9 protein-coding genes and 1 tRNA gene are annotated in these 13,953 nt (G+C 41.1%); all 10 read left to right on the top strand.

Translation table 11 applies throughout. From position 1 onward, the window contains the following. The first annotated feature begins 157 nt into the window (after positions 1-157). Positions 158-1,333, top strand: a complete 1,176-nt coding sequence (tuf, locus tag MCS_RS01335; protein ID WP_004854641.1) for an elongation factor Tu — start codon at positions 158-160, stop codon at positions 1,331-1,333. Between the two features lie 50 nt (positions 1,334-1,383). Continuing rightward, a tRNA-Trp gene (locus MCS_RS01330) sits at positions 1,384-1,459 on the top strand. A gap of 208 nt (positions 1,460-1,667) precedes the next feature. Next, a complete protein-coding gene (gene secE / locus MCS_RS01325; RefSeq protein ID WP_004854640.1) occupies positions 1,668-1,880 on the top strand; it encodes a preprotein translocase subunit SecE in 213 nt (70 codons plus the stop codon). Between the two features lie 20 nt (positions 1,881-1,900). Continuing rightward, on the top strand, positions 1,901-2,431 hold the full coding sequence (nusG, locus tag MCS_RS01320; protein ID WP_004854639.1) for a transcription termination/antitermination protein NusG: 531 nt from the start codon (positions 1,901-1,903) through the stop codon (positions 2,429-2,431). Between the two features lie 151 nt (positions 2,432-2,582). After that, complete coding sequence (gene rplK, locus MCS_RS01315) at positions 2,583-3,011, top strand: 50S ribosomal protein L11 (RefSeq protein WP_004854638.1); 429 nt, start codon at positions 2,583-2,585, stop codon at positions 3,009-3,011. Between the two features lie 4 nt (positions 3,012-3,015). After that, complete coding sequence (rplA, locus tag MCS_RS01310) at positions 3,016-3,714, top strand: 50S ribosomal protein L1 (RefSeq protein WP_004854635.1); 699 nt, start codon at positions 3,016-3,018, stop codon at positions 3,712-3,714. 367 nt (positions 3,715-4,081) lie between these two features. Continuing rightward, positions 4,082-4,600: a 50S ribosomal protein L10 gene (gene rplJ / locus MCS_RS01305; RefSeq protein WP_004854634.1), complete on the top strand. Its 519-nt coding sequence runs from the start codon at positions 4,082-4,084 to the stop codon at positions 4,598-4,600. A 102-nt stretch (positions 4,601-4,702) separates the two neighbouring features. Next, a complete protein-coding gene (gene rplL / locus MCS_RS01300; RefSeq protein ID WP_004854633.1) occupies positions 4,703-5,074 on the top strand; it encodes a 50S ribosomal protein L7/L12 in 372 nt (123 codons plus the stop codon). 289 nt (positions 5,075-5,363) lie between these two features. Continuing rightward, positions 5,364-9,515: a DNA-directed RNA polymerase subunit beta gene (gene rpoB / locus MCS_RS01295; RefSeq protein WP_004854632.1), complete on the top strand. Its 4,152-nt coding sequence runs from the start codon at positions 5,364-5,366 to the stop codon at positions 9,513-9,515. 177 nt (positions 9,516-9,692) lie between these two features. Beyond that, positions 9,693-13,904 (top strand): DNA-directed RNA polymerase subunit beta', encoded by a 4,212-nt coding sequence (gene rpoC, locus MCS_RS01290; RefSeq protein ID WP_004854631.1) that lies wholly within the window; start codon positions 9,693-9,695, stop codon positions 13,902-13,904. The last annotated feature ends 49 nt before the right edge of the window (positions 13,905-13,953 follow it).

Here is a 13,953-nt window from a genome sequence, read left to right as displayed (position 1 = left end):
ATTAGGCAAGTGGTTATGGTGGGAGAATACTTCCATCATAAATGAGGCGGTTTTCCCGTCTAAAATTTGTGATGGTTCGGGCTGATGTGTCAGGCCGATTTAATTCAATTCTGCAGGCCTGTTTTCCAGGTGCTAACAAAATAAGAGATTGACAGCGATGGCAAAGAGCAAATTTGAACGTACGAAGCCGCATGTTAATATCGGTACGATTGGTCACGTTGACCATGGGAAGACCTCATTGACGGCAGCTATTACGAAATATTTTGGTGAATTTAAAGCGTATGACCAAATTGATGCAGCCCCAGAGGAGCGTGCACGCGGAATTACTATTTCTACAGCGCATGTTGAGTATGAGACAGAGAAGCGTCACTATGCGCATGTTGATTGTCCTGGTCACGCAGATTATGTTAAGAACATGATCACAGGGGCAGCGCAGATGGATGGTGCGATTTTGGTAGTTTCCGCGGCTGACGGTCCAATGCCTCAGACGCGTGAGCATATTCTCCTTGCGCGCCAAGTTGGTGTTCCGGCGATAGTTGTTTTTCTTAATAAAGTTGATCAGGTTGATGATTCTGACATTTTGGAACTTGTTGAAGAAGAGGTTCGTGATCTTTTGTTGCAATATGATTTCCCAGGTTCTGAAATTCCGATTGTTAAGGGTTCAGCGTTAGCTGCGCTTGAAGATAAAGATAAAAGTATTGGTGAAGATGCTGTTCGTCTTTTAATGAGTGAAGTTGATAATTATATACCAACTCCTGATCGTCCAATTGATCAACCTTTTTTGATGCCGATAGAAGATGTTTTTTCGATTTCGGGTCGTGGTACAGTTGTTACCGGTCGTGTTGAGCGTGGTGTGATTAAAGTTGGTGAAGAAATAGAGATTATAGGTATTCGTCCTACTTCTAAGACAACAGTTACAGGCGTTGAAATGTTCCGTAAGCTTTTAGATCAAGGTCAGGCTGGGGATAATATTGGAGCACTGCTTCGTGGAGTTGATAGAGAAGGGATTGAGCGTGGTCAAGTTTTGGCAAAGCCTGGTTCTGTTACACCTCATACAAAATTTAGAGCAGAGGCTTACATACTCACGAAAGATGAAGGAGGTCGCCATACTCCATTTTTTACGAATTATCGACCTCAATTTTATTTCCGTACGACAGATGTGACAGGGATTGTTACTCTTCCTGAAGGAACAGAGATGGTTATGCCAGGTGACAATGTTGCTATGGATGTTTCTTTGATTGTTCCAATTGCAATGGAAGAAAAACTTCGTTTTGCTATTCGTGAAGGTGGTCGTACTGTTGGGGCAGGTATCGTTTCTAAGATTATTGAGTAGCCAGAGTAATTGTTGAAAGTGTATTTTAAGATATTTTACTCTTAAGAGTTAGGGGTATAGCTCAGTTGGTAGAGCGGCGGTCTCCAAAACCGTAGGTCGCGGGTTCAAATCCTGCTGCCCCTGCCAGATGTAAAAAGAATTTTAAAGAGTAGGGAGGCAGATTAACTGCCTTCATTGCTTTTTTTTGTATGGGGCTTGTTTTTTTGTGCGTGAATCGGTATTGAATAGAAAGTGAGGAAGCTGCATAAGGCTGAAGGTTGTCTTTTCGCATTTTTTGTCATGTTTATTTTGTTGTATAAATCGTAATAATATTTAGAAAGAGTATGTGTGGCTGATGGCATCTAAAACCAATCCAATTACTTTTTTGAAACAGGTTTATGCAGAGACAGTTAAAGTGAAGTGGCCTACACGTCGTGAGACAGTGATCTCTACCTGTATGGTATTATTCGTGACAGCATTGGCTTCAGTTTTCTTTTTTATTGTGGATCAGGTTATGCATTTTAGTGTGTGGCAGGGTATTGGCTTTTTGAAATATCTTTTTGGTTGATAGTGTAAGGAAGTGTGACTGTGGCTGCTCGTTGGTATATTGTTCAAGCATATTCGAATTTTGAAAAGAAGGTGGCGGAAGCTATTGACAAAGAGGCGAAGCAAAAAGGGCTTGATCATCTGTTTGAAAAGATTTTTGTTCCGACGGAACGTATTGTTGAAATTCGTCGTGGGCGTAAAGTTGATGCTGAGCGCAAATTTTTTCCAGGGTATGTTCTTGTTTGTGCTGATTTGACAGATGAGGTTTATCATCTCATTAAAAATACACCTAAAGTAACAGGCTTTTTAGGCTCTGATTCGCGTCCGGTTCCCATTTCTGATCGAGAGGCTGAGCAAATTCTTAAACAAGTTCAAGAAGGGGTTGAGGCACCAAAATCTTCAGTATTGTTTGAGGTTGGTGAGCAAGTTCGCGTTGCTGATGGTCCTTTTGTTTCGTTTAATGGTATTGTTCAAGAGGTTGAAGAAGAGCGTTCTCGTCTTAAGGTTGAGGTGTTGATTTTTGGGCGTCCTACGCCTGTTGATTTGGAGTTTGATCAGGTTGAGAAGCTTTGATTGAGCTTAAGTGTGGTTTTTTATCACTTTAAATAACCGGTGGGAGGTGATTTATGGCTTTTGTCGGCTTGATGACCCAAACCACCAAACTGCGGCGGGTAGCAGACAAGAAAAGCTGTCAGCTTACCAGTTAAATTGAAGGCAGATTAATATGGCAAAAAAAAGTATAGGTCAGCTAAAATTGCAGGTTCCTGCAGGATCGGCCACTCCATCTCCACCGATTGGTCCCGCTCTGGGTCAGCGTGGTATTAATATTATGGAATTCTGTAAGGCGTTTAATGCAGCTACACAGGAAATGGAAAAGGGTGCGCCAATTCCAGTGGTTATTACTTATTATCAAGATAAGTCTTTTACATTTTCTCTAAAGACGCCTCCTGTATCCTTTTTCTTGAAAAAGGAAGCAAATTTAAAATCTGGCTCAAAAGAGCCTGGTAAGGTGTTCGCAGGAAGTATTTCTCGTGATAAGATTCGTTCAATTGCAGAGGCAAAAATGAAAGATCTTAATGCAAATGATATTGAAGCAGCGATGCGTATGGTTGAAGGTTCCGCACGCTCTATGGGCTTGGAAGTGGTAGGCTAATATTATGGGAAAAGTAGCAAAAAGAATAAAAAACATTCGCAAAGATATTGATTTTAATGGACTTTACACCTTGAAAGATGCTGTTTCTATGGTTAAAGAGCGTGCGGTTGCTAAATTTGATGAAACAATTGAAATTTCAATGAATTTGGGTGTAGATCCTCGTCACGCTGATCAAATGGTGCGAGGTGTTGCTCATTTACCTAATGGAACTGGACGAAATATTCGTGTTGCCGTTTTTGCACGTGGAGACAAAGCTGAGGAAGCGAAAGTTGCTGGTGCAGATGTTGTGGGAGCTGAAGATTTGTTTGAGCGCATTAATGGTGGAACAATAGATTTTGATCGCTGTATTGCAACGCCAGATATGATGCCTCTTGTTGGTCGTCTTGGTAAGGTTCTTGGTCCGCGGAGTTTGATGCCAAATCCAAAAGTTGGAACTGTGACACTTGATGTTACTGGTGCTGTTAAAGCTTCTAAAGGTGGTGCCGTTGAGTTCCGTGTTGAAAAGGCTGGTATTGTACATGCAGGTATTGGTAAGGCTTCTTTTGGGGTCGAGAAGATTGTGGAAAATATTAAGGCTTTTGCAAATGCGGTTATGAAAGCTAAGCCTCAAGGTGCAAAAGGTGAATATATTAAGCGTGTTGCAGTTTCTTCGACAATGGGAGTTGGAATTAAAGTTGATCCTTCGACCGTTCGTTCAGAGTAGATGTGAATAAATTTATAGTTTTATTTTGGGATATGTGAATATCAAGATTCTGTTTTAAAGTGTCGATTTTTATCGGCATTAAGCTATCTGAGCTTTATAAGCTTGGGTTATGCCGGAAGCAATTCCGGAATATCCTGTCCGAGATTGTGGGTGATACTCTTTGGGTATCTTAATCAAAGAAAGCCTACATGAGACTGGGGTAAGAACTGTAGAGTTAAAAGACTTAAAGGGTTTGAACCAGGGTTGCCTTTGATCGCTGTACGTGAAAAAAAGGGGACAGGATCCTCATCGGTAGCATAAAGAAATTTGTGCTATCAAAGGTAACCAACAGATTTGTTTAAACAAATTTGTTAAATGGAGAGAGACAGTGAATAGAGCGGAAAAACGCGAATTTGTTACATGGCTTAATGGGGCTTTTAAAAAGTCTGGTTCTGTTGTTGTCGCACATTATTCCGGTTTGACAGTTGCACAAATGAACGATCTTCGTTCGAAAATGGGTGAAGCTGGCGGAGCCGTTAAAGTCGCAAAAAACCGTCTTGCTAAAATCGCTCTTCAGGGCACGGAATCTGAAGCGATGGTGGATTTGTTTACTGGACAGACACTTATTGCTTATTCAGATGATCCAATTACAGCACCGAAAGTTGCTGTGGATTTTGCGAAAACCAATGACCGATTTGTTATCCTCGGCGGTTCAATGGGTGCAACGAATTTGAGTGTAGATGCTGTGAAGTCTTTGGCTTCATTGCCTTCATTGAATGAGTTGCGAGCAAGGCTTGTAGGTATAATTTCTACTCCTGCAACTCGTATCGCACAGGTTGTTAATGCGCCTGCTGGTCAGGTTGCTCGTGTCATTGGTGCATATGCTCGAGAGGGTGAAGCAGCTTAAGGCTGTTTTGTATTCACATTGATGGAAGGGCTTTAATGCTTTTCTATTTTTTTGGATAAGTCTAAATAATGGTTTAAATCTTTTAATTGAAGGAATTTTAAAATGGCTGATCTAGCGAAGATCGTAGAAGACCTTTCTAATCTAACTCTTTTGGAAGCTGCTGAGCTTTCCAAGTTGCTTGAAGAAAAATGGGGAGTTTCAGCTGCTGCTCCTGTAGCTGTTGCTGCTGTTGCTGGAGCTGCTGCTCCAGCTGTTGAAGAAAAAACAGAATTTGATGTTATTCTTGTTGAATGCGGTGCACAAAAAATCAATGTCATCAAGGAAGTTCGTGCTCTTACAGGGCTTGGTCTTAAAGAAGCCAAAGATCTGGTTGAGGGAGCACCTAAACCAGTTAAAGAGGGTATTTCTAAAGATGAAGCAGAAAAAATTAAAGCTCAGTTTGAAGCTGCTGGTGCTAAAGTTGAACTTAAATAAAGTAAGTTTTATCGGCGAGCGTTTATGTTCGCCGATTTCCTTTCTTTTGAAAAAAGGGAAGGTGATTGGTGAAACCTTTTTCTCAACAGTTTACAAGCTGTAACGGGTATGGGGTTTTACTCTCAGTCCTCCTCATTGGAGAGCCAAGTAAGTGAACGGTTTGTATGAGAAGGATATGTTGAGGATACTCGTTATTGAGTATTAAATGAACTGATCTGCATGTGCAGGTTAATGACGTAAAGCTTTCAAGGTTTAGTCTACCTTGAAGAGTAAAGATCGAGGAGCGACGATGGCTCAGACCCAAGCGATGATGTCTCAATTCAATGGTCGTAAGCGCGTACGCAAGTTTTTTGGTAAGATTCCTGAAGTAGCAGAGATGCCGAATCTTATTGAGGTTCAAAAAGCGTCATACGATCAGTTTCTCATGATAGAGGAACCGAAAGGTGGGCGTCCCGATGAAGGCTTGCAGGCTGTTTTTAAATCGGTATTTCCTATTTCCGATTTTTCCGGTACAGCCATGCTCGAATTTGTTGGTTATGAATTTGATTTACCAAAATTTGATGTTGAAGAATGTCGTCAGCGTGATTTAACTTATGCGGCACCATTAAAGGTGATATTGCGTTTAATCGTCTTTGATAGTGATGAGGATACAGGCTCGAAGGATATCAAGGATATTAAAGAGCAGGGTGTTTATATGGGCGATATGCCTTTGATGACAACAAATGGTACCTTTATCATTAATGGTACTGAGCGTGTTATCGTTTCGCAGATGCATCGTTCTCCAGGTGTCTTTTTTGATCACGATAAAGGTAAATCGCATTCATCAGGAAAACTTCTCTTTGCTGCTCGTATTATTCCATATCGTGGCTCTTGGCTTGATATTGAATTTGATGCAAAGGATATCATCTATGCCCGTATTGATCGGCGGCGTAAGATTCCAGTTACAAGTCTTCTGATGGCGTTAGGTATGGATGCATCAGATATTTTGTCAACGTTTTATAATAAGGTTACCTATGAGCGAGATGGGGATGGATGGCGTATTCCTTATTCTGTTGATCGTTTTAAAGGAATAAAGCTCATTTCTGATCTTGTTGATGCGGATAGTGGTGAAATTCTTGCTGAAGCTGGGAAAAAGCTCACAGTTCGCATTGCCAAATCTTTGGCAGAAAAAGGTTTAAAGGCGGTTAAAGTCAGTGAGGATGATTTATTAGGGTGCTATCTAGCGGAAGATATAGTCAATTATCAAACAGGGGAGATTTATCTTGAAGCCGGTGATGAGATTGACGAAAAAACATTAAAAATTTTGTTTGATGTTAATGCAGATCAGATCGATATTCTTGATATCGATCACATGAATGTTGGAGCTTATATCCGCAATACTTTAAAAGTGGATAAAAATGAAAGTCGGCAGGATGCATTGTTTGATATTTATCGCGTAATGCGTCCAGGTGAGCCACCAACAATGGATACAGCAGAAGCGATGTTCCATTCGTTATTTTTTGATCCAGAGCGTTATGATCTTTCGGCTGTTGGGCGTGTTAAGATGAATTTACGCATGGATTTTGATTGTCCAGATACGGTTCGTATTTTGCGTCAAGAAGATATTCTTGGTGTTGTAAAGATGTTGGTTGAGTTGCGCGATGGTCGTGGCGAGATTGATGATATTGATAATCTTGGTAATCGTCGTGTTCGTTCTGTTGGGGAGTTGATGGAAAATCAATATCGTATTGGGTTACTCCGTATGGAGCGTGCGATAAAAGAACGTATGTCATCGGTTGAAATTGATACAGTTATGCCTCAAGACTTGATCAATGCGAAACCAGCAGCAGCTGCGGTTCGAGAGTTTTTTGGATCTTCACAATTATCGCAGTTTATGGATCAAACTAATCCTTTATCGGAAATTACCCATAAACGTCGTCTTTCTGCTCTTGGTCCAGGTGGTTTGACCCGTGAACGTGCAGGTTTTGAGGTACGTGATGTGCATCCCACGCATTATGGTCGTATTTGTCCAATTGAAACGCCTGAAGGTCCTAATATTGGTCTTATTAACTCGTTGGCGACATTTGCGCGAGTTAATAAGTATGGCTTTATTGAAAGTCCATACCGCAAAATTATTGATGGAAAAGTTACAACAGAAGTCATTTATCTTTCTGCTATGGAAGAATCAAAGCACTATGTGGCTCAAGCTAATTCTTCATTAGATTCTGAAGGGCGTTTTACAGAAGAATTTGTTGTTTGCCGTCATGCTGGTGAAGTTTTGATGGCACCACGGGATCATGTTGATTTGATGGATGTTTCGCCAAAACAGCTCGTTTCAGTAGCTGCTGCGCTTATTCCATTTTTGGAAAATGATGATGCAAATCGTGCATTGATGGGATCAAATATGCAACGTCAGGCGGTTCCACTTGTACGTGCTGAGGCACCGTTTGTTGGTACTGGAATGGAGGCAATAGTTGCACGCGATTCAGGAGCTGCTATTGGTGCAAAACGTGGTGGTATTGTTGATCAGGTTGATGCAACGCGTATTGTTATTCGTGCGACGGAAGATCTAGATCCATCAAAATCTGGTGTTGATATTTATCGTTTGCAGAAGTTCCAGCGTTCCAATCAGTCTACCTGTATTAATCAGCGTCCTCTTGTGCATGTTGGGGATCGGATTGAAAAGGGAGATATTATTGCGGATGGTCCGTCTACAGATCTTGGTGATTTGGCTCTTGGTCGGAATGTTCTTGTAGCATTTATGCCTTGGAATGGATACAATTATGAGGATTCCATTTTGCTTTCCGAGCGGATTGTTGCTGATGATGTTTTTACTTCAATTCATATTGAAGAATTTGAAGTTGCAGCACGTGATACAAAGCTTGGTCCTGAAGAAATTACACGTGATATTCCTAATGTTGCGGAAGAGGCGTTAAGGAATCTCGACGAGGCTGGTATTATCTATATTGGTGCTGAAGTTCAGCCTGGTGATATTTTGGTTGGCAAGATTACACCAAAGGGTGAAAGCCCGATGACACCGGAAGAAAAACTTTTGCGTGCAATTTTTGGGGAAAAAGCTTCGGATGTTCGTGATACTTCCATGCGGATGCCTCCAGGGACTTTTGGAACTGTTGTTGAAGTTCGTGTTTTTAACCGCCATGGTGTGGAAAAAGATGAACGTGCAATGGCAATTGAACGTGAGGAAATTGAGCGTTTAGCGAAAGATCGTGATGATGAACAGTCAATTCTTGATCGCAATGTTTATGCGCGTCTTATCGATATGTTGACAGGTAAAGTTGCTGTGGAGGGGCCAAAAGGCTTTTCAAAAAGCAAGAAGCTTGATAGTGCAGTAATGGAGCACTATCCACGGTCACAGTGGTGGCAATTTGTTGTTGAAGATGAAAAACTTCAAAATGAAATCGAGGCTTTGCGAAAACAGTATGATGAGTCAAAAGAAGCATTACAACGTCGCTTTATGGATAAGGTTGAAAAGGTCCAAAGAGGCGATGAAATGCCTCCTGGTGTTATGAAAATGGTAAAGGTTTTTGTGGCTGTGAAGCGCAAAATCCAACCAGGTGATAAAATGGCTGGGCGTCATGGTAATAAGGGTGTTGTATCACGTATTCTTCCAGTAGAAGATATGCCATTTCTTGAAGATGGAACCCATGCTGATATCGTATTGAATCCACTTGGTGTACCTAGTCGTATGAATGTTGGTCAGATTCTTGAAACACATCTTGGTTGGGCATGTGCAGGGATGGGTAAAAAGATTGGCGATTTGATAGAGTTATACCAAGAGACGGGAGATATACTCCCTTTACGTCAGCGTATTGAAAATCTCATGCCTGATAATGATCGTAATGAGAAAGTGCGTCAATATGATAATGAAAGTCTTTATAAATTAGCGCTGCAGATGAAAAAAGGTGTTTCGATTGCAACGCCTGTTTTTGATGGGGCACATGAAGCTGATATTAACATGATGTTAGAGGATGCAGGTTTGGATAGTTCAGGTCAGGTTACGCTTTATGATGGTCGTACTGGAGAGCCTTTTGATCGTCCGGTGACAGTGGGCTATATTTATATGTTGAAATTGCATCACCTTGTTGATGATAAAATTCATGCACGTTCGATTGGTCCATATTCGCTTGTTACGCAGCAGCCATTAGGAGGTAAGGCACAATTTGGTGGTCAGCGCTTTGGTGAAATGGAGGTTTGGGCACTTGAAGCTTACGGTGCTGCGTATACTTTGCAGGAAATGTTGACAGTGAAATCAGATGATGTGGCTGGACGAACAAAAGTTTATGAAGCGATTGTGCGTGGTGATGATACATTTGAAGCGGGTATACCCGAAAGCTTTAACGTGTTAGTAAAAGAAATGCGTTCGCTTGCTCTTAATGTAGAGCTTGATGATGCACGTGAACTTATTGCACAACGCGCGTTATCTGATACAGCAGAGCAATAATATTTTAAGGAGCGCACTTCTTCTCGTGCGCTCTGGTTGTTCCAAGAGACGAAATAAAGAAATTTCTATTAGGGTAGCACAGACAGTTTAAAAAATGGAAACTGATTTTAAATAAGATCTGTGATAAAATTAAAGAGCTATTGTAACAGGTTCTAAGAATCTTTGAAGGAGAACGGCATGAACCACGAGGTCATGAATCTTTTCAATCCTCAGGCGCCAGCACAAACATTTGACTCTATTCGTATTTCAATTGCGAGTCCTGAGAAGATTTTGTCTTGGTCGTATGGTGAGATCAAGAAGCCTGAGACTATTAATTACAGGACTTTTAAGCCAGAGCGTGATGGTCTTTTTTGCGCACGTATATTTGGTCCCATTAAAGACTATGAATGTCTTTGCGGCAAATATAAGCGTATGAAATATAAGGGAATTATTTGTGAAAAATGTGGTGTAGAAGTTACTCTTTCGCGCGTACGTCGTGAGCGTATGGGGCATATTGAGCTTGCGGCACCTGTTGCACATATTTGGTTTCTGAAGTCATTGCCAGGTCGGATTTCTACACTTTTAGATTTGACTTTAAAGGATATTGAGCGAGTTCTCTATTTTGAGAATTATATTGTTACAGAACCAGGATTAACATCTCTTAAGCTCCATCAGCTTCTTTCTGAAGAAGAATATATGCTTGCTATTGATGAGTTTGGAGAAGATCATTTTACAGCCATGATTGGAGCAGAGGCTATATACGAGCTTCTTGCTGGTTTAGAGTTAGAAAAAATCGCAAATGATTTGCGTCTTGAATTATCTGAAACAACTTCTGAGTTAAAACAGAAAAAGCTGATTAAGCGTCTTAAGATTGTTGAAAATTTTCTTGAATCTGGCAACAAACCAGAATGGATGATTATGAAGACGATTCCGGTTATTCCACCGGATTTACGTCCATTGGTTCCACTTGATGGAGGGCGTTTTGCGACGTCGGATCTCAATGATCTTTATCGGCGTGTTATAAACCGTAATAACCGCTTGAAGAGACTGATTGAGTTACGTGCTCCTGGAATTATTGTACGCAATGAAAAGCGTATGGTACAAGAAGCTGTTGATGCATTATTTGACAATGGGCGCCGTGGGCGTGTGATTACTGGAGCGAATAAGCGTCCATTAAAATCTCTGTCAGATATGCTGAAGGGAAAGCAGGGGCGTTTTCGTCAAAACTTACTTGGGAAACGTGTTGATTACTCAGGCCGTTCTGTTATTGTGACAGGTCCTGAATTAAAATTGCATCAATGTGGTCTTCCTAAAAAAATGGCTCTCGAATTATTTAAGCCATTTATTTATGCTCGACTTGATGCGAAGGGGTATTCATCAACTGTAAAGCAGGCAAAGAAGCTTGTTGAAAAAGAGCATCCAGAGGTTTGGGATATCTTGGATGAAGTTATTCGTGAACATCCTGTTTTATTGAATCGTGCACCGACATTACACCGTTTGGGGATTCAGGCTTTTGAGCCTGTTTTGATTGAAGGGAAAGCTATACAGCTTCATCCATTGGTATGTACTGCTTTTAATGCAGATTTTGATGGTGATCAGATGGCTGTTCACGTTCCGCTTTCTCTTGAGGCACAGCTTGAAGCCCGTGTTTTGATGATGTCGACCAATAATATTCTTCATCCGGCCAATGGTACACCGATTATTGTTCCGTCACAGGATATGGTTCTTGGTCTTTACTATCTTTCAATTGTTTCTGAAAAAGAACCAGGAGAAGGTATGGCTTTTGCTGATATAGGTGAGTTGCATCACGCCTTGGAAAATAAGGTGATAACTCTTCATACAAAGATTAAAGGTCGTTTTTACAATACGGATAAGGATGGGAAAAAAGTTGCTAAACTTTATGATACAACGCCTGGTCGTTTGATCATTGGGGAGCTATTACCTAAAAATCCAAATATCTCATTTGATATTGTTAATCAGGAAATGACAAAGAAGAACATTTCTAAAATGATTGATCAAGTTTATCGGCATTGTGGACAAAAAGAGACAGTTATTTTCTGTGACCGTATTATGCAACTTGGATTTTCTCATGCTTGTAGAGCGGGAATTTCATTCGGTAAGGACGATATGGTTATCCCCGATAGCAAATCCCGTTTGGTTGCAGAAACAGAAGCTTTGGCTAAAGAATATGAACAGCAATATAATGATGGTCTAATTACGCAAGGTGAAAAGTATAATAAGGTTGTAGATGCTTGGGGTAAATGCACAGACCGTGTTGCAGATGAAATGATGAAACGTATTCAGGCTGTTGAATTTGATCCTAAGACAGGTCGCCAACGGCAAATGAATTCGATCTATATGATGTCACATTCTGGTGCGCGTGGTTCAGCTAATCAGATGAAGCAGTTGGCTGGTATGCGTGGGTTAATGGCAAAGCCATCTGGTGAAATTATTGAGACACCGATTATTTCAAACTTTAAGGAAGGTCTCACCGTTAACGAGTACTTCAACTCAACACACGGTGCGCGGAAAGGGCTTGCTGATACTGCGTTAAAAACTGCTAACTCTGGTTATCTTACGCGACGTCTTGTTGATGTTGCACAGGATGCTATTATTTCAGCAGTTGATTGTGGGACTACAAAGGGTCTCACTATGCAGCCGATAGTTGATGCGGGGCAAATAGTTGCTTCTCTTGGGCAAAGAATTCTTGGTCGTACAGCGCTTGTTGATATTCTGCATCCCATCTCTGGTGAAGTGATTCTTGAAGGTGGTGCGATGATTGAGGAGGCAGATGTTGCGAAAGTTGAAGAGGCTGGAATTCAGTCTGTTCAAATTCGCTCTGCTTTGACATGTGAAACGCGTCTTGGTGTTTGCGCTAAATGCTATGGTCGTGATTTGGCGCGTGGTACACCGGTTAATCAGGGTGAGGCAGTTGGTGTTATTGCTGCGCAATCGATTGGCGAACCAGGAACACAGCTTACTATGCGGACCTTCCATTTAGGAGGAACAGCGCAGGTTGTTGATTCATCCCATTTAGAAGCATCATATGAGGGCACAGTAGAGATTCGTAATCGCAATGTGGTTCGCAATTCTGAAGGCCATTTAGTGGTTATGGGACGCAATATGGCTATTATTATCAAAGATGAGTCTGGGAAAGAGCGTGTCGTGCATCGCATTAGTTATGGTGCGCATATTTTTGTTGATGATGGTGATGTTGTTAAATGTGGCCAGCGTATAGCGGAATGGGATCCTTATACACGTCCGATTATAACTGAAGTTGATGGTTATGTAGGCTTTGAAGATATGGTGGATGGTTTATCAGTAACTGAAACAGCTGATGAATCTACAGGAATTACGAAACGTTTGGTGATTGATTGGCGTGCTAATCCACGTGGTGCTGAGTTAAAACCGGCTATTATTATTCATACAGATAAAAAAGGTGAAACCATTGCAAAATTGTATAAGGGGGGTGAAGCCCGTTATATGATGTCTGTGGAAACTATTCTTTCTGTTGAGCCTGGTTCTCATGTAAAAGCGGGTGATGTTATCGCTCGTTTGCCAATGGAAAGTGCTAAGACAAAAGATATTACGGGTGGTTTGCCACGTGTTGCTGAACTTTTTGAGGCGCGGCGTCCAAAGGATCATGCTATCATCGCTGAAGTTAGTGGTACAATTCGGTTTGGTCGTGGTTATAAGAATAAACGTCGTATTGTCATTGAACCCAATGATGAAGCGCTGGAGCCAGTAGAATATTTGATTCCAAAGGGTAAGTTATTTCACTTTCAGGAAGGCGATCAGATTGAAAAAGGGGATTATATCCTTGATGGTAATCCAGCACCTCATGATATCTTGGCAATTAAGGGTGTTGAGGCTTTGGCATCTTATCTTGTTAATGAAATTCAAGAAGTTTATCGTTTGCAAGGTGTTGTGATTAATGACAAGCACATTGAAGTGATTGTTCGTCAGATGTTGCAAAAAGTTGAAATTACAGAATCTGGTGATTCTGGTTATATTCCAGGTGATAATGTTGACCGTATTGAATTGGATGAAATCAATGATAATTTGATTGCAGAAGGAAAGAGACCAGCATCTGGTAATCCTATCCTTCTTGGAATTACAAAAGCATCTCTTCAGACACCTTCCTTTATTTCTGCAGCATCATTTCAGGAAACAACTCGGGTGCTTACTGAGGCAGCAGTTTCTGGAAAAATTGATACTTTGCAAGGTCTTAAGGAGAATGTTATTGTTGGTCGTCTTATTCCTGCAGGTACAGGTGGTACAATTGCTCAAATCCGGCGTATTGCTACAGTGCGAGATGATTTGATTGTGGATGAGCGGCGCAAATCTAGCGATAATGAGATGGCTAAAGCTATGTTGACAAATATGGCAGTTAGCGCAACTATTGAATAATTTACATACGTGTCGACAATGATATAAAAACGCCTAACTGAAAGAAGTC

The organism is Bartonella doshiae NCTC 12862 = ATCC 700133, from assembly GCF_000278155.1.
In the GTDB taxonomy this organism is placed as follows: domain Bacteria; phylum Pseudomonadota; class Alphaproteobacteria; order Rhizobiales; family Rhizobiaceae; genus Bartonella; species Bartonella doshiae.
This window is presented reverse-complemented; position numbering and strand designations above follow the sequence as displayed.